The 19,801-nt window shown below is 48.1% G+C and carries 5 protein-coding genes; all 5 read right to left on the reverse strand.

What is annotated here, in order from left to right; all coding sequences use genetic code 11:
* Position 1: 1 nt before the first annotated feature.
* Positions 2-1,273 (reverse strand): ACP S-malonyltransferase, encoded by a 1,272-nt coding sequence (gene fabD / locus ACIFSR_RS34090; protein WP_339207974.1) that lies wholly within the window; start codon positions 1,271-1,273, stop codon positions 2-4.
* On the reverse strand, positions 1,267-4,479 hold the full coding sequence (locus tag ACIFSR_RS34095) for a non-ribosomal peptide synthetase (RefSeq protein ID WP_430063667.1): 3,213 nt from the start codon (positions 4,477-4,479) through the stop codon (positions 1,267-1,269). Before ACIFSR_RS34095 ends, fabD begins: the two co-directional genes overlap by 7 nt.
* Positions 4,480-4,497: 18 nt before the next feature.
* Entirely contained in the window at positions 4,498-5,223 is a 726-nt protein-coding gene (locus ACIFSR_RS34100) for a thioesterase II family protein (RefSeq protein ID WP_339207972.1), read from the reverse strand.
* A 41-nt stretch (positions 5,224-5,264) separates the two neighbouring features.
* A complete protein-coding gene (locus tag ACIFSR_RS34105) occupies positions 5,265-6,236 on the reverse strand; it encodes a hypothetical protein (RefSeq protein ID WP_430063669.1) in 972 nt (323 codons plus the stop codon).
* A gap of 88 nt (positions 6,237-6,324) precedes the next feature.
* Positions 6,325-19,788, reverse strand: a complete 13,464-nt coding sequence (locus ACIFSR_RS34110) for an amino acid adenylation domain-containing protein (RefSeq protein ID WP_430063671.1) — start codon at positions 19,786-19,788, stop codon at positions 6,325-6,327.
* Positions 19,789-19,801 lie beyond the last annotated feature (13 nt).

A 19,801-nucleotide genomic window follows, 5' to 3' on the forward strand; every position in this document is an offset into this window, starting at 1 on the left:
TTTAACTTCTATTAGAAGCTAAAAATCGACTCCCTAATTTATCCTTAAGGCCGTTGTCTTGAAGCAATTGTTCCAATCGATCCTGCTGTTCGTTCTCTGGAACAAGCTTCGTATGGAACGCAGAGATCAGCATCTCATAAGCCTTAACCAAATGCTTCCACTCTGCCCTGCCACGAGAAAGCTGAAGCTCATTCAACATCGTCTGAACCTCGCGGTAAGGTACAACTACACCTTGCTCATACTGCTCTAAATCTCTGTTCCGATTACGCATGCACGTAACGATAGTCAAACATTGAATAATAAAATCTAACGAATAGTCTTGCCCCTCATCCCGGCCCTTCCCAAGGAGCTGTTCCCTATCCGGTTCATGGTCGAAAGAAAGCACCCTAAGGGTAGTACTATTGTTGGCTAGTTTCTTCAATATCGATTGGGGGCCCATCTCAACCGCTTCCGAAACCCCGTTCTCCAGCAAAAAACGGATAACCGCTGTCCATTGTACGGGTGCGGTAATCTGCTCTGTCAGTACTGCTGGAATCTCATCCGCACTCCGATATAATCTTGCAGTCACACTTGAAACAACCGGATGCTGGAGTGTTCCAAGCTTCAGTCCTTTAAGCTCCTCTGCAAATAGCTGCGCTGCTGGTGCCATAAGAGGACTGTGGAACGGCGCGCTCACATGAAGCGGGATGACAACGCCTCCCCGCTTGGAGATACGCTGCACCGCTTCGTTCAATACTCCTTTATGTCCAGAAATGACAACCTGATCATCTGAATTAATATTAGACACTACAACAATTTCAGCTCCACCCTGAAACGAGGAACTAGCGTGCTTGCAGATCTCTGCAACTTCAGCTGCGCTAAGCGATATTACCGCCGCCATTGCACCACTACCAGCATCGTCCGCATCTCGCATGAGTTCACCGCGACGATGAACGATACGGACAGCGCTGTCGAATGGAATACCCCCTGCACAAGTCAAGGCGGTAATTTCTCCAAGGCTATGACCGGCTAAAAATTGCGGAGCCTTCCCCAGCAGGTCTCGGTATATTTTGTACATTGCTATCCCTACAGTTAATATAGCTGGCTGTGCATATTCCGTCCTTGTCAATTCCTCCATGCTGCCCTCAAACATAAGTTTTGTGAGATCCATGTTTATCGCTTCACTCGCTTCATGAAAGGTCTCTTTGGCGAGCTCATATTTTCTATACAAATCCTTGCCCATGCCAACATACTGTGAGCCCTGACCGGGAAACAGCAATGTGCCGCCTACCATACGCTTTCAGCTCCCTCTTCTAATTCTGCGAGTACAACCTTGAGAGATGCTAGATACAGAGAGAGCAATTCATCCACACTTGCTATGTCCCATGAAAGAGCATCATATAGACATCGGATGTTTAACTCGTCTTCACTAAACTCAAGCTGAAGAGCAAAGCCGATTAGCGGCATATAGGACTCCATTCCTCTCAAGTCGGTTGAAGAGAACCATGGTATGATTCCATTGTCCAATGTACGGAAACCAGCTGCTGTCGCAAGCGAGGAAAAGGTATAATAGTCGCCGCTTTCCCGTTGATTAACTACTTCAGGGATCATTTCCACAACCGTCATATAGTGGGACATATTCAGCGACACAGGCACCATCCGATCTCCTACACCATCTTTGACGATGACTGTAACTTCATCGGACATCGTAATATCGGATAGCACGTACATATAAAGGACAAGCAATATATCGACGATATCTGATCCAATGTCTTCTGATAGCTGCATCAATTTCCCGAGCAGCGCTTCATCCAGCTTGCATGAACGGGGAATGGCTGCATGATCTATACCCGTTTCTCTGCTTATGATGCGATTAGGGAAAGTTAAACCTTTCAGCCCTGCTAATCCATCCATATCTCCTTCTTCACTGAATGGTGCATCCATTAGCGCAGCCATTCCGCGGAGTGTCGCATGTCCGAACAAATCAGCAACGGATACACGAGAAGGGTAGTGCTGCTCCAAGTTGTGATGTAAAGCAACAAGCAGAATGGAGTTGCCTCCTACCTCGAAGAAGTTGTCTTCAGCGGCAAAATCGACTGTATGCAGCACCTCTTGCCAAAGAGCCGCTACTTTCCGCTCCGTATCGGTATCCAGCTCAAGCAGCTGCAGAGCAAATGCAGCATTATCCCGCAAACGAGCCACTTCACTCTGCTTTGGCAGCGCCTTGCGATCAATCTTTCCATTATTATTCAATGGCAATGCTGCAAGCCAAATGTAACGCTGCGGAACCATATATTCAGGCACTCGACTTGCCATAAAGCTGCGAAGCTCTAATGTCGACAATTCAGACTCCGCTGCATAATAAGCACATAACAATCCGCCATTAGACTGCTCCTCTTCCAGCAGCACCGCCGATTCAGTAACGTCCTCGTGCCGTGCGAGCATCATTCCAACTTCCTCCAGCTCGACGCGATGTCCGCGGATTTTCACTTGAAAGTCACTGCGCCCGAGAAATTCGAGGTTTCCGTCGTTTAAGTAGCGTGCAAGATCTCCTGTTCTATACATTCTCTCACCGGGATAAAAAGGGTCGCTAACGAACTGTTCCTCCGTAAGCTCCGGCTTCCCAAAGTAACCTTGGGCCAATCTTGTCCCCGCTATACAAAGTTCACCAGCAACGCCTGGAGGCTGAAGACGTCCCGCCTTATCCAAAATGTACGTTCGCACTCCAGCAAGCGGTTTGCCTATTCCGGGATGATTATCCTCTATCCGCTGTATGGTTGACCATACCGTCGTTTCTGTCGGCCCGTAAACATTGTATATTCGAAGCTGTGGATAAGGCTTCAGCCGATTCCATAGGGTTGGAATAAACGGCTCCCCGCCAATGATCAAATCTTTTAAATAGCGCAAGCATGGTCTCTCTTCTTTGCCAGCCAGCAGCATTTGCAGTCTCATCGGGGTAGTTACCATCATCTCAACATCATGATTGACGATGAGACGATCCAGCAGGTCTGGGTCTCTGCGCTCCGCTTGTGATGCTAGAACGACCTTCATCCCATAAAGAAGTGGCATAATTAAGTCATGTATAGATACATCGAACGCAGCGCTTGCTAAAGCAACAATCGTTTTTCCTGGTACATATTCTACTTGCTCTGCCATTCCTTCTATGAACCGTATCGCACTCTCATGCTGAATCATTACACCTTTTGGTCTGCCTGTTGAACCTGATGTATAGATCACATAAGCTAGATTTTGAGAGGAATTGTCCTGCTCCATGCTGCTTGAGAGTATGTGTGAATTCTTCTCTTCCCTGCCAGCAGCGCACTGCTCGTCTCTCTCATCGATACAAACAATATTGCCTTCATATTGAGAAGCTTTTGAGAGGTAATCGTACTGCGTTAACAAAACCGGAGCCTTAGTATCCTCCAGCATATAATGAATGCGATCCTCTGGGTATTCCAAATCAATGGGCAAATAGGCGCCTCCAGCCTTCCAAATGCCGATGATGCCAACTACCAGCTCGACCGTTCGCTCCACCATCAGTCCAACCACAATTCCTGAACGCACGCCTTCTCTGCGCAGTCTACTAGCAAGTTCGCGTGCCCGCTGATTCAGCGTGCCGTAAGTAAACGACTCCTCGCCGCAAATAAGTGCCGTCTCATGGGGGCGAGATTGAGCCTGCTTCTCGAATAGCTGATGCAGGGTTATGCTTAATTCACCAGCTATTCCCTCTCTATGCAAAGGCTTATGTTCAGTGGATGAGCATGAACCAATACAAAGTGATTTTATTAATGCTTGAACTTCATCTTCATCCAATATGGCTGCATCTCTAATGAGAATGTCGTCGCCTCGAACTAACAGCTCCGCTGCCCGATGAACATGATTAGCTAGATTTTTCATCATTGTCGTGCTGTAAGCAGAGCTATTATATGTCATAGTAAGCGTTATAGCGGGTGATTCTGACTCCAAGACACTGTACGAAAAGAGCAAACCAACCCCATCAGCGCTCGGTTTCCCATAACTATTTTCCAAGGTTACGGCTACAGCCTGTCCTGAATTGAAGCTGCTTGTTCTGGCGGAATCCATCGTTTCTAGTTCCAAAATATGTCCCTTATTACTGTCCTCGAATTCATTTAGAGCTCCGTCTAATTGCTTTAGCAATGACTGAATCATATTTTGCTCATCTACCCTGATTTGAAGCGGAATCCATGTCCCGTCCATATGACTTCCGAATCCCTGAGACGGAATGCCGATCGTTAATCGGTCATCCCCTTTATATTTATAAAGCATGATATAAACCGCAGTAAGCAGTACGCTATACAATCGCTGATTGGAATGTTCAGCATATCGAAGCAGCATTTCTGTGAGCTCTTTGGGTAAATGGATACACTGCTCCATAGAACTATACTCCGCTGCTCTGCTAAGCAAGTCTGAGGGAAACCCTCCATCCTCTCGCCACAAATATTGATTTCTCTGGCCAGCGTCTATGAATACCTTATCCATATTTTTTGCTCCTCTCTGTTATGAATGGATGATTCCTTTGCCAGTCAATGTCCTCAGGAGCGTATCATTTAGGAGCGAAACGACTTGTTGTTCCCGTTCATGTATGAAAAAATGGCCTCCTTCGAAGTTGACGATTTTACAGGTCTCCGTCGTTTGTGACTGCCAATCTTCTGAAGTCCCGTATAGGCTGCTGTCCTCAGAGCCATTCATAACAATGAGATGAAGAGGGAGCGGCGGCTTAACCTCTGGCTTGTACGTGCCAACCAGCTTAAAGTCAGCTCGCAATATGGGCATAAATACTTCTCGCAGCTCCATATGCTCAAACAGCTCAGCAGATGTTCCGCCAAGGCTTAATACTTCTTCGATAAAAGCTTTATCGGGAAGCTTGTATATTTCCCGGTTCACATGGCTGGAATGAGGCGCCCCATACCCTGACATAAAAACTACGGATGGGAGCGTCAATCCTGCTGCATGAATGCTATGAATTAATTCATAAGCGATCAAGCATCCCATGCTGTGGCCGAATAAAGCATACTGATTTTGTGCATAGTCACGGATTAAATGCAATACATCCTTAACTGCCTCATGAATATCCTCGTAGAGCGGCTCACTCATCCGGCTTCCTCTCCCAGCTAATTCAATCGGAATCAATTGAATAGAAGGATCTAGCTGCCGCGACCATTTCTTATAGACCTGAGCCGAACCCCCCGCGTAAGGCAAACAAAGCAACGGTATACTATCCATAATTAGGAACGACCACCTTGTTAGGAAGCGATTTGATTTTGTTAAACACCACTAGCCAGCGTACGCCAAAATGTTTTTTCCATTGCAAATAGTTTTTCTGCTAGAGCTATCTCTCTATCTCGCTGAAATTTATGCGTAACAAAAGATTGCTTGATTGCATTCCAGCCGTCACAGATCATTTCCAATTGCTCCTTAAGGGATTCGTATAATGCCACATTTATTTGCTTCTGCTCTCGCAGCGTTCGAATAAGACCTTCGTTTGCAATATGCCGGTTGCATATAATGTTGATTCCAATGAGTGCATACGTAATATGAGCGCTATATTTATCCGGGCTTGAATCTACTTGCCACATTCCCTCCATAGAGAAATCATCAAGCTCCCGCGTAAGCCGCTCCGCATTGTCAACAACTTCCGATAAGTTCAATTCATACGGCTTAATCGTTGGATGAAGATTGTAAATATAATAGGCTGGGCCATTATAGTTTTTGTTGATATTGTATTCTGAATTTTTGAATGCTTTTCTGAGCCGATCCTCAGGAACCTCATGTTCACTGTAGCCAGCAAGCGTATCGTCAATGACATAGAAGGACGAGCGTTCATTATCGTAACCATTAAACAGCGAATAATGGTACCAATGAAACTTTTTCCAAGCCATGCTTCCCGGCAGCCAATAAAACAAATCGACATTCACACTTAAATTGCGCCCACCGTCAAGCACCTCTTTTATTTCATCTATAAACATTTCCTTATCGCGGAAGTGCCCCGGCTCAATCCACTTCATAACACCGGTTAATGGGAATCTGGTCCAATCGTCGAGATAATATAGCGTATCAATCGTCGGATATCGAAATTGCTGGTCTGTCGCTGCAGACCAAGGATAATATCGATGAATGTTCAAATATGCAGCATATCGATAGCTGGGATGAGCAGAAACAGCGATTGAATAGGCTTGATTGAGCATACAGTTCGCCCAGAATTCATTAAATGGTTGTCTGTCCAACGTAACTTTCATCCGCTTATCCTCCTTAATAGATCCAAACTCGTATCATTTAATCGTTTCTCGGCGGTACTGCACGAAGGAAATACCACCGAGAACGATCTTATTTCGGACCATCTTGCAGCAATAGATCGCTTAGTTTCATTAGAGGGCTGGCCGCAGCCGTCATTTCCTCTACGGTTGCACAATAATGCTGAGCCATGCGCGTAATCGTATCTGAGTGAAACAATGCTGTGGCATACTCCAAGCTGCAAATCATTTCTCCATTGCTCTCCACAACCTCCAGAGTCAAATCGAATTTACTAACTCCCGGCTCGAACGGCTGAAGCTCAAAGGTTAAATCGCCTCCTTGCATGACAGAACGATCCATATTTTGCAAAATGAACATCGTGTCGAACAAAGGATTTCGACTCTGATTTTTCCCAAGCGCCAATCGCTTCACCAAATCCTCAAACGGATACTCCTGATGCTCCAGCGCTTGCAGTACGTCATTATGAACATCGGTGATGTAACCACCGAGTGTTCTTTCAGGCTGTGGTCGGCATCGAATCGCAACTGTATTAACGAATATGCCGATTTGGCCCTCAAGATCAACATGGTCACGTCCCGCTGTCGGCGTGCCAATAATAATGTCATCTTGGCCGCTGTACTTGCCAAGCAAAAGCGCATAAGCACCAAGCAGTACCGTATACAATGTTGTCCCCAGCTCTCTTGCCATGTGCTGCGCTCTTCTCGTAAGCTCCTCATTAAACTTAAAACTATATCTGCGCCCCTCGAAGCTCTGCATCGCTGGTCGCGGATTATCCGCCTGGAGCTCCAGTATCGGCAGTTCGCCTGAGAACATATCCAGCCAGTGGCGCTCATGCGCCTCGTACCCTGGACCATTTAATTGAGCTTCCTGCCATACGGCATAGTCTCTATACTGCACCCGCAGCTCTGCAAGCTCATTTCCGGAGTACAATTCGATCAATTCTTTCAGAAGCACACTGACCGATACACCATCCGTAACAATATGATGCATATCAAGCAGCAGCAAGTGAGAGCTGGAGCTTAGCGGAACAAGAGCTGCCCGCAGCAATAAGCAACTGCTAAGATCAAAGGGACGTATGAACCGCGACATTAATCTAGTGATGGTTTCATCCATTCCCGCTTCTGACAACAAACGCTTGGCAGTCATTCGTGCCCATGCATTGCCCTCCAGCTTAAATGCCGCTGATGGATGAATTCGTTGTCTGAATTGTCCATCCTCATAATGGAAAGACGTCCTTAAGCTCTCATGCCTCATGATTAAAGAGGTGAACGCCTGCTCCAGCTTCTTCGCATCCAGCTTCCCACGGATATGCAGTGCAAATGGGACATTATACATCGTTGCTTCTCCAGATAGCAGAGATAAAACATATTGCCTTCTTTGAGCGCGCGACATCGGGAAATATGCCCTGTCCATCTGACGCGGAATCGATTCATACGTTTGCTGGCTTTGACCTTCAATTACTAGAGCGAGTGACTCTAGTGTCGGATTCTGAAACAATTCTCTCAGTGGCACGCGCACACCAAATTGTAAGCCTATCCGACTGACCAATGTTGCCGCCTTTAACGAATGTCCACCTAACTCGAAGAAGCTGTCTGTCGCTCCGATGTTTTCCGTCAATAGCAGCTCCTGCCAGAGCATAACCAGCTTGCGCTCCGTCTGCGTGCTTGGCTCCCGGTAATGTCGTACCTTCCGTTCTGTCTGCTGCGGTCTTGGCAGTGCCTTGCGATTTATCTTGCCTGTTGGCGTCATCGGTATTTCATCCTGCAGCATCACATAGGTTGGAATCATATAAGCAGGCATCTTGCCTCTTAGATATTGGATGAGCTCCTCGGTTGCTCCGAGAGAATGCCCGCCTACGTTCTCTAACCAAAGGGGTTCTCCCATATGGGTACTCTCGAAAGCTGCTGCAACATAATGTTCCGCGTACGAGGTCATATTGGGCAGATCAGCGTCATCAGCCTTTTGCAGGACAACATAAGCGCAGAGAACAGGCTCACCCTCAGGCTCTTGAAACGCGATGACCACCGCTTCCTTCACACGTTCATGCTGCAGCAGCTGCTGCTCCACCTCACCGGTTTCAATGCGATGTCCTCGTATTTTCACCTGATGATCGCGGCGGCCTGCGTATACAAATTCACCATTCGCCAGCCTTCTGCCAAGATCACCCGTGCGGTACATCCTCTCACCTGTACCAAACGGGCTCGTAATAAATACTCCCTGATCCCATTCCGGATGCCGAAGATAACCCCGACCAACGCCTGCTCCTCCGATGCAAATTTCACCAATCACACCTGTTGGCTGCAGCTGCAGCTCGGGACTCAGTACGACCATTGCTGCCCTTGCAATAGGTGTGCCAATCGTAATCACTTCACCGCTAGTTACCTCGCACACCGATGTCCATACTGTTGTTTCCGTTGGGCCATAGAGATTGAAAATACGCGCACTCGTCACCGCGCGCAGTCTCCCCAGCAGATCCATCGTCAACGGCTCCGCGCCAATCATGACTACGCTTAAGGATTTCCAAACCTCGCTTTGGCTCACCTGCGCCATCCACCACTTGAAGCGTGATGGCGTAATTTGCAGCACCTCTACCCGATGCTTCTTTATAAGCTCCTGCAGCAGGTGAGCATCGCCTCGTTCCTCTTCATTGCACAGCACCATTTTCATTCCCATTGTTAATGGGAGCAGACTCTCTACGATGAAAATATCGAATGATACGGTCGCCATTGCCAATAGGCTTTGGCCTGCTTCGAATGGAATTCGCTCACGGAATGCGCTCACGAAGCTTGCCAGTCCGCGATGCTCGATCATTGCTCCCTTCGGCCTGCCCGTTGAGCCGGAAGTATACAGTACATACGCCAGATGCTCGGGAAGGCTTACATTTTCCAGATTCCCTCGTTCCGAGCTATACAGATCCGCATCATCCAAATACCATTCTTCTGAATCGTTCATGACAAACCCTGCATATTTCTTTTCTGTCAGAAGCCATTGATCGCCGCAATCCTCCAGCATCCACTGGATACGCTCAGCAGGGTATGCCGGATCAATAGCAACATAAGCGCCACCCGCTTTCAAAATGCCAAGAATGCCGATCATCAACAGGGGTGAACGATCTGCCATCAGCGCTACGATTCGCTCTGGTGCCACCCCGCGGCTGTGAAGCGTATGTGCCAGCTGGTTGGATCTATCATTTAGTTCGCGATAGGTCATCTGCTCCGATTCAAAATGGACTGCAACCGCATCTGGAGTTTTTGCTGCCTGCCGCTCTATCTCTTCGGTGACGGATCGCCATTTGAACGGGACGCCTGGTAAAGATAAATCTTGGCCCTGCATACTCAGCGGCATTTTAGCGGGTGCATCTTCTGGTGCTACAGCCCCTCTGACATCAGCACCACTGCTCTTCATCCGCGTCATGCTATCCAATTCCGCAAGCAGCTCCAGCTTTTCTTCATCGTTTAACAGCTCTAGTTCACCAAGAGTTCGCCATCGATTTTCGCTCGATGTCATTGCTTTAATAATCGTGCAATAGTGGTGCGCCATCCTGATGACCGTTTCCTCATGAAACAGATCCGTTGCATACTCCAAGCTGAAGGCAATGCCTTCCCCGCGCTCTACAGCTTCAAGTGTCAAATCAAACTTGCTGACACCGTGTTCAAACGGCTGCGGCTCGAAGCTCAAACCGCCCGTTTTCAATGCTGAGTGCTCCATATTTTGCAAAATAAACATCGTATCGAACAACGGATTTCGGCTCTTGTCCTGAACGAGGTTTAGCCGCTCCACCAGCTTCTCGAACGGATACTCCTGATGCTCCAGCGCCTGCAGCACATCCTCGTGCAATTCGACAATGTAGCTGCTAACCGTACGTTCGAGCTGTGGTCGACAACGAATGGCTGCTGTATTGACGAACATGCCGATGAGTCCCTCCACATCAGCATGATTACGTCCAGCTACTGGCGTGCCAATAATAATATCCTCTTGTCCACTGTACTTCCCAAGCATAAAAGCATAAGCACTCAGCAGCACTGAATATAGTGTCACACCTTGCTCTACCGCCAAACGCCGCGCTCGCTGTGCAAGCTCTCCGTTCAGATGGAAGACATGTTTTCGCCCCTTGAAAGTTTGAACGATCGGGCGTTTCCTATCTGTTGGCAATTCCAGCAGCGGCAGCTCGCCTTCAAACTTCTTCAACCAGTAACGCTCATGCGCCTCGAATGGTTCACCGCCTAGCTGTCCTTCCTGCCAGACCGCATAATCCCTATATTGCACCCGCAGCTCTGGCAGTTCATTTCCGCCGTATAATGCCGTTAATTCCTTTACCAGCACACTCATCGAAACGCCATCAGTCACAATATGATGGATATCCAGCAGCAGCAAGTAATGCTCTTCTTCCAGCTGAAGTAGACCTGCCCTTAGCAGCGGCCCGCTTTCCAAATCAAATGGTCTTATAAACTTTGTAGTAAGCTCATTCAGCCATTCGGATTCAGCGCTTACATCATCACCAGAAGTTCCCAACCACTTGCCAGCTGGTACTAGTTCCTCTACACCATCCTCGAAATGAAATACCGTCGCTGGGAGGACACGCTGCCTGAATTGTTCATGAATATAATGAAACGAAGTTCGTAAACTTTCATGCCTAGCGACCAATGATGTAAACGCAGCTTCAAGTCTCGAAGCGTCCAGATTGCCCCGAATTCGCAGTGCAAACGGAACATGGTACATCGTTGATTCTCCTGTTAGCAGCCCCAGCAAGTATTGTCTTCTCTGCGCATGCGACATCGGATAATGCTCCTGATCCATCTGGCGCGGAATCGATTCATATGTTTGCAGATGTTTACTTTCAATTACTTCAGCAAGGGACCCTAGCTTTGGATTTAAAAACAGCTCCCTCAGCGGCACATGTACACCAAACTGCTCGTGGATTCGGCTTACCAGCGCTGCAGCCTTGAGCGAATGGCCGCCAAGCTCGAAAAAGCTATCCATCACGCCAATATCGTCCGATTTCAGCAAATCTTTCCACAGCTCGGCAAGCTTATGTTCCGTCTCGTTTCTTGGTCTTAAGTACTGGCGCTCACGCAGCGCAACCTTATGAGGTTTCGGCAGCGCCTTTCGATGCAGCTTTCCGGTTGGTGTGAGCGGTATTGCATCTAGCAGCATCACATAAGCTGGAATCATATAGGCAGGCAGTTTGCTGCTGAGATGGGTCTGCAGCTCCGAAATCATGTCGGAGAGGTTGTGTTCGTTAATATTGTTGTTACAACTAGAGTCAGAAGCGGGTACAACATACGCGCAAAGCGCATGCTCGCCCTCCTCTTCCTGAAATGCGATGACAACCGCTTCCTTCACATGCTCATGCAGCAGCAGCTGCTGCTCCACCTCACCGGTTTCAATGCGATGTCCTCGTATTTTTACCTGATGATCGCGGCGGCCTGCGTATACAAATTCACCGTTTGCCAGCCTTCGGCCAAGATCACCCGTGCGGTACATCCTCTCACCTGCATTAAACGGACTCGTGATGAATACTCCATGATCCCATTCTGGATGGCAAAGATACCCCCGTCCAACGCCTGCTCCTAAGATGCAGATTTCACCAATTACACCTGTCGGCTGCAGCTGCAGTGCTGGATTTAGCACAACCATTGCTGCTCCCGAAATAGGCTTGCCAATCGTAATGTTATCACCGCTAGTCACTTCGCACACCGATGTCCATACCGTTGTTTCCGTTGGTCCATAGAGATTGAAGATACGTGCATTCGTCACCGAACGAAGTCTCTCCAGCAGATCCATCGTCAACGGCTCCGCTCCAATCATGACTACGCTTAAGGATTTCCAAACCTGGCTTTGGCTCACCTGCGCCATCCACCACTTGAAACGCGATGGCGTAATTTGCAGCACTTCTACCCGATGCTTACTTATAAGCTCCTGCAGCAGATGAGCATCACCCCGTTCCTCTTCATTGCACAGCACCATTTTCATCCCCATTGTTAATGGGAGCAGGCTCTCTACAATGAAAATATCGAAGGATACGGTCGCCATTGCCAATATGCTTTGGCCTGCTTCGAATGGAATTCGCTCACCGAATGAACTCACAAAGCTTGCCAGTCCGCGATGCTCGATCATTGCACCCTTCGGCCTGCCCGTTGAGCCAGAAGTATACAGTACATACGCCAGATGCTCCGGACGGCTTACGATCTCCAGATTTCTTCGTTCCGAGCTATACAGATCTGCATCATCCAAATACCATTCTTCTGAAGCGTTCATGACAAACCCGGCATATTTCCTTTCTGTCAGAAGCCATTGATCGCCGCAATCCTCCAGCATCCACTGGATACGCTCAGCAGGGTATGCCGGATCAATAGCGACATAAGCCCCTCCTGCTTTCAAAATGCCAAGAATGCCTATCAATAACAGAGGTGATCGGTCTGCCATCAATGCTACAATTCGCTCCGGTCCTACCCCGCGGCTGCGAAGCGTATGGGCAAGACGATTCGCTTGCTCATTTAATTCGAAATACGAGAGCGTCTCCAAACCAAATAAAATCGCAGCGGAATGCGGAGTTTCTGCCGCTTGCCGCTCTATTTCCGCCATGATGCTCATCCAGCAGGGATGTTCTTCGGTGGATGCAGAGAAATGAGCATGATTTGCTGTCATCTCTTCCAGTTCTTTCGTTTCATCGAGCAGCGCATCTCTTACCTTTTCTCCGATGACATTACCCTTCTGTTCCGCTTTATCATCAGCGCTTGTTAACAGCGAAGAAAGCTGCAATTGCTCTGCCTCATTCAATAATTCCAGCTCACCAATTGTCCTTCTGGACCCTTCGCTTGATGTCATCTCCTTAACGATTGTGCAGAAATGCGCGGCCATTCTCTCGATCGTACTCTCATGAAATAAGGAGGTAGCATACTCAAGGCAGCATGTGATCCCCTTCCCCGTCTCCACTGCTTCCAGCGACAAATCGAACTTGCTGAACCCAGTTTCGTACGGCTGCGGCTCAAAGATCAAATCCCCCGCTTGCCTTGCTGGCTGCTCCATATTTTGCAAAATAAACATCGTATTAAATAGGGGATTGCGACTTAAATCCTGTTCCATATCAAGCTGATTTACAAGATCCTCGAACGGAAATTCCTGATGCTCCAGCGCTTGCAGCACATTCCCGTGCATTTCAGTAATGTAACTGCCAATCGTCATTCCGAATTGCGGGCGGCAACGAATGGCGACCGTATTGACGAACATGCCGATTAGCCATTCTACATCAATGTGATTGCGTCCGGCTACGGGAGTACCCACGATAATATCCTCTTGTCCGCTATACTTCCCAAGGAGAACCGTATAAGCGCTAAGCAGCAGCGTATATAACGTCGTCCCTCGTTCCCTTGCCAATTGCCGCGCCCGATATGCCAGCTCCTCGTTTAGCTGAAAAGCATACCTTCGGCCCTCAAAACGCTGAACCGCCGGACGCTGCTTGTCTGCAGGCAGATCAAGCACCGGGAGTTCGTCCGAGAACATGCCCAGCCAATAACGCCTCAGCTTCGAGTAATAGTCACCGCTTAATCGTTCCAGCTGCCAGACTGCATAATCTCGATATTGCACCGTCAGCTCTGGCAATGCCTGCCCGTTGTATAAATCGATCAACTCTTTTATGAGCACGCTCATCGATATCCCATCCGTCACAATATGATGGATGTTCAGCAATAACAAGTGACGGTTTTCTGCCAATTCAGCAAGACCGATTCTTAGCAGTGAACCGCTTCCGAGGTCAAATGGATCTGTAAATTGGGCCATTAATTCATTGATCCTCATATCTGCTCCGATTGCAGATGACGCGCGCTGCCATAGTTCAGCCTGCTCGCCTTTTATAACCATTTCCGTTAGCTGAAATGGCTCTGCAGGATGAATTCGCTGACAGAACTCTTCACCCACATAGTGGAATGATGTTCGCAGGCTCTCATGTCTCGTAATTAGAGCAGTAAACGCGGCTTCCAGTTTCTTTTTTTCCAAATTACCGTGAATGTGAAGCACAAACGGAATATGATACATCGTCGATTGTCCGGCAATGAGCTCGATCATATATTGGCGTCTCTGTGCAGGAGACATTGGATAATGATCCCGATTTGCTTGCAGTGGAATGATAGCTCCTGCGATGCCTAGCTCAGAATTTAACCGCGTTCCCCCTGCCAGCCACTCAGCCATACTCGCAACAGACAGTCGCTCAAATACGACGCTTAGCGGCATTTCAACATGGAATTTAGCTTGAATCCGGCTTACCAATACCGCAGCCTTCAGGGAATGTCCACCCAACTCAAAGAAATCATCATACATACTAATTTGCTCAATGCCGAGCACATCTCTCCATATTTCAGCGACCTCTGTCTCGAGCGAGGTTCGCGGCAGGGTAAGCTCAGCCACGACTCGTTGCTGTAAAACAGGTTCTGGGAGCGCCTTGCGATCCACTTTGCCATTAGGTGTTAACGGTATCGCATCGATCTCCATAAAAAACGAAGGGATCATATAGTCTGGCATTTTACTTTTCAAAAAGATCTTTAAATCCTGAGCTCCGATTGTTTGATTTACAACCATGTATGCGCAAAGTTTTTTATCGCCTGCTTGATCCTCATGTGCGATGATAACCGCTTCATCTACCGCCTCATGTCTTTGAAGCTGCGCACCAATTTCTCCTAGCTCAATCCGAATGCCTCTCAGCTTGATTTGATCATCCATCCGGCCTAAATACACCGCATTTCCGTCTGGCAGCCACTTAGCTAAATCACCGGTACGGTACATAATGGTGCCAGGCTGCAGCGGGTGTTCAACAAACCGTTCCGCGGTCAATTCCGGTTTATTAACATACCCAGCAGCAAGGCCGCTGCCAGAGATGCATAGCTCCCCAGCCGTTCCCACCGGTGCAGGCTTGTCTCCAAAATTTAAAATATGAACAGCGACGCCATGCATCGGCCCGCCAATTGGTACATTAACTCCGCTGGCAGCAGCTGATTTATACACATACATATTGGAGCAGATCGTTGCCTCAGTCGGACCATACCCGTTAACCATTCGTATATTCGGATTTAATTGAACAAAAAGCGCAAGCGTTGTATCTTTTATAGGTTCAACGCCAACAAGCAGCTTGTCCAAGGAGATCGTCATCCTCGATTGTTCCAACGCTTGCGCCACATCCCGAAGCAGCGTCGGCGGAATATATGCAAAAGTTATCTGCTCTTCTACTATTACTTTAGCTAGCTCTCTAGGATCAAGCAGCTTGGGATTTGGATAAAGGACAAGGGACGCGCCAAACATAAAAGGCATAAACAGCTCGCAAACGCTCACATCAAACGAAATATTGGTAAGGCTTAAGCAGCGGTCTCTTTCATCAAAATTTCCGTCATAAAACAGCTTCAACGAATGGCTGAAGTTATAGAAGCTGCGATGCGGAACCATAACCCCCTTCGGCTGCCCAGTAGATCCCGAAGTATAGATGACATACATAAGATCATCTGCTGAAATGGATACGTCCACATTGCTTTTATCCCCGTCATATATCGTTTCATCCGTTAATCGAACTTCCTGAACGGATGGATACGCATTTCTATGAACCGAATCGTCTACTAAGAGCAAACTTGCTCCGCTGTCAGCAAGCATATAGCTAATTCTCTCCTGCGGATATTGAAGGTCGATTGGCAGGTATGCACCGCCAGCCTTCATAATCGCAAGCATTCCTGTCACCATTGAAATCGAACGTTCAGCCATCACACCGACAATGCTGTTAGGGCCAACACCGCAGCGAACAAGCTTGCGCGCCAGCGCATTTGCTCGCCCATTCAATTGTTCGTACGTTAATGACTCCCCTCTGCACTGAACGGCGACTCTTCCAGGAACCCGCCTTGCCTGTTCTTCAAAGCTGCTGTGGATACAGCGAGCGCTAGGGAAAGCAGCCGCACGACTGCCAAATTCCGTCAGCAACTTGTTGTAATCTTGAGGGGACAACATTTCACACTCGCCTAATGTATGGTCTGGATAGTCCGTTACATAACTTAGCAACGTAACGTAATGCCTCATCATCGACCTTACGGTCTCTTCGCGGAACAAGTCCTTGCCATATTCGACTACCAATCGCAGGGTGCCGTCATTTTGCTCCACGGCTTGAACCATCAGATCGTATTTCGCCGTCCCATGCGGGAACCTCTCGTGCCGATAGGCCAATTCTTTACTCGAGTAGTTGGGAATGTTCAAATTTTGCATAATAAACATCGTATCGAATAACGGATTGCGGCTGCTGTCTCGCCGATCCACCATGGACGCTAGCTCTTCAAATGGAAAATCCGAATTTTCATAAGCCTCTGTTGATGCTGCTTTTATCTCTTCCAAAAACTGGGCAAACGGTTTGTTTGCCACGGGATACCCGCGCAATACAAGTGTTCCGACGAACATCCCTACCAGAGTTTCAGCTTCACGGTTGACTCTCCCCGCAATCGGTGTGCCTACAGCAATATCTTCCCCGCCAGAATACTTTGCAAGGAGGGTATAATAGACGGATAAAAGCACCATAAATAACGTAGATTCCGTTGATTTTGCCAGCTTTCGCAAATTATCCGATAATTCGTTGTCCACATATATATCAAATGTTTCGCCGCGATTGCTCTTTATCAGAGGGCGAGGAAAGTCAGTCGGAAGCTCCAGTACAGGCCACTCCCCTTGGCACTGCTTCATCCAGTAACTTCTCTGTCGCTCAATCCGCTCCGATTGCAGTTCCTCTCTCTGCCACGCTGCGTAGTCTATATACCGCAAGGTTAACGGCTCAAGACTCTCTCCTCGGTAAAGCATCATAAGCTCTTTGAGCAAAATACCTGCTGAGAAGCCATCCGAAGCAATATGATGCATATCCAAATACAACACATGCCGCTCAGGGTTGAGGGTCAATAAAGCAGCGCGAAGCAGCGGTGCATGACTCAGGTCAAATGATGTAAACAAGCTATGCAGCGTTTCAATCACCGTTTCTTCTGATGCCTGAAGCCGCTGAAGGGAAAAGTGAACATCAGTATGGACAAATTGACAAATTTCACCGTCTACTATGGCAAATGACGTTCTTAACATCTCATGCCTTTTTACCAATGAATGAATAGACGTCTCCAATCTGCTTGCATCAATTTCCCCTTCTATATGTAAAAGCTCCGGCAAATTATAGCTTCTATCACTAGGCGAGGCAGCTTGCTGCAAATACATGCGCTTTTGCGACGAAGAGATTGTATAATACTCCCGCTCCGCCACCAGGGGCATATGAATTACTTTTTCCGTTTCTGGCGAACCGCTCCTCAATCGCCGCTCTTCCACAACTCCAGCAAACTCGCTAAGTGTAGGATGTCCTAACAAATGCTGCACTTCTAGTCGAATCCCCCAGCTTTGACTAAGTGAATTAACGATTCGCAGCGCAATGATCGAATCACCGCCCAGTTCATAGAAGTTAGCATCATTGCTGAGCTCACGATAACCGAGCAGTTCCCCCCATACATTAGCGACACTTTGCTCCGATTCCGAGACGGCACCTTCACTGCCAAGCCTCACGTGGTTAACTGCCGATTCATGCTTGATCTCTGTCAGAGGTGCTATATTAACACTGCGATCATCTTCCTCTACCCAACACGGATAGGGATCAAAAGAATATACAGGCAGCGGTACCCTTCTGCGTCTCTCATCACGATAAAGCTCCTTCCAATCTACTTTAGCACCAGCTGCATATAACTGAGCTAACTGTGTACTTGCATCATCGTTGCCCCGATTACTGCGGACAACCTGCTCTAAGAGCTCTTTTTGCTTTCGCTCGTCATTCCCTCCCGTATGCACTGCATTTGAATCGCCGTAATAAATATTCGGCATCATCGTGTTTTGCAACCGCTCAACATCTAAGGCATCCAGCCTATTTCTAAGCTCAACTTCATTTTTGGCGACGATCGCAAAACGATATTGATAATGTCCGCGACCTATCGCCGCGCTATAGCAGATGTCCGATAAGCGCCACTCGTGCTGTTCCTGATCGGCAAACCATGCACGATAATTAATAATGGATCGCTTAAGAGCCGATTCGTTTTGGGCGGATAGGCAAAAAATTTCATTTTTCCTTTCCCCATAAGCTGCATGCGGTTCCTCGTCCAACATAACGCTATCATTCATTGACATTGAAGGTGCTTCTTCCAGCACAACATGGCAGTTGGTTCCGCTCATACCAAATGCGCTAATACCGCATCTACGCGCACCAAGCTCGTTATTCCAATGCGACAGCTTGTCGTTGACATACACTGGAGAATCAACAAACGATATTTTGCGATTGGGGAAACGATAATGCAGCGTAGGTGGAATCTGTTTATTGCAAAGGGAAAGAACTGCCTTCAGCAGCCCCGTAATACCAGCAGCATGATCGAGATGTCCGATATTGCTTTTGACCGAGCCAATCGCACAGAACTGCCTCTTGTCAGTGAAACGTCTGAATGCTCTCGTAATGCCGTCAATTTCAATAGGATCTCCCAATGTGGTGCCTGTACCATGCGCTTCCAAATACATGATCGTTTCGGGATCAATGGCTGCATCCTGCCAAGCACGGACAATAACATCCTCCTGCGCCAAGGCGTTAGGCGCAGTGATGCCTACGGAGCTGCCATCCTGATTCATAGCGCTCCCTTTAATGAGTGCATAAATATGATCCCCATCCTGCAGCGCCTTTGCGAGCGGTTTAAGCAGCAATGCGACTACACCATCCCCGATACCCGTCCCGTCTGAGCGGTCATCAAACGGCTTTGCACGGTTGTCGCTTGACTCGATCCCAAGCCGAATGCCCATATCGATCGGAAGCAGATTGAGCTTCACACTTCCAGCGATAGCTGCATCGCATTCACCGCTGCGAATGGACTGACATGCTAAATGGACGGCCACAAGAGAGGATGAGCAAGCGGTGTCGACATTAAGTGCCGGCCCTTTCAAATTCAAGAGATAAGAGATGCGGCTTGCGATCATTGAACTTAAATTGCCTGGCGCTGCCATTGCGAGCGCTTCTGGATTTACCGTTTCAATAATACGTTTATAATCATGCAGCGCATCAGCGTTATGACCGATAAATACACCTGTTCGTGAGCCATGGAGCGCTTCGCCCCCATACCCGCCATCCTCCAATGCGCTCCATGCGGTCTGCAGAAACATGCGCTGGTTCGGACTCATTAGTGAAGCTTCCATCGGAGACAATCGAAAAAAGGAATAATCGAAAGAGGAGATATCCTCCAAATAGGCACCATCAAATATTGAAATGGTTTCATACAATGCGCTCAAGCGACGAAGATACGGTTCCAACTCCTGCCGCCTCGACTGCGGGAAGGAGCGTACACCGTCCACTCCATTTTGCAGCATATCCCAAAACTCTCGGTGTGTGGCTGACTTCGGAAGCTTGGCAGAAATGCCGATGATCGCAATTTCTTGGCTTGCGGTTTCCAGCACCGCGTCACGACCTGCGTCTCCTTCATTTTCATTGCGATTTGGTTCCAACAAATCCAACTGGAACATGCTGCACACTCCT

Source organism: Paenibacillus sp. NRS-1760 (assembly GCF_050467785.1).
Classification (GTDB): domain Bacteria; phylum Bacillota; class Bacilli; order Paenibacillales; family Paenibacillaceae; genus Pristimantibacillus.

Bases quoted from the DNA above. Each gene is read 5' to 3' on its own strand.
- ACIFSR_RS34095 (WP_430063667.1), bottom strand. From the start codon at position 4,479: ATGGATAAGGTATTCATAGACGCTGGCCAGAGAAATCAATATTTGTGG.
- ACIFSR_RS34110 (WP_430063671.1), bottom strand. From the start codon at position 19,788: ATGTTCCAGTTGGATTTGTTGGAACCAAATCGCAATGAAAATGAAGGA.
- ACIFSR_RS34100 (WP_339207972.1), bottom strand. From the start codon at position 5,223: ATGGATAGTATACCGTTGCTTTGTTTGCCTTACGCGGGGGGTTCGGCT.
- fabD (WP_339207974.1), bottom strand. From the start codon at position 1,273: ATGGTAGGCGGCACATTGCTGTTTCCCGGTCAGGGCTCACAGTATGTT.
- ACIFSR_RS34105 (WP_430063669.1), bottom strand. From the start codon at position 6,236: ATGAAAGTTACGTTGGACAGACAACCATTTAATGAATTCTGGGCGAAC.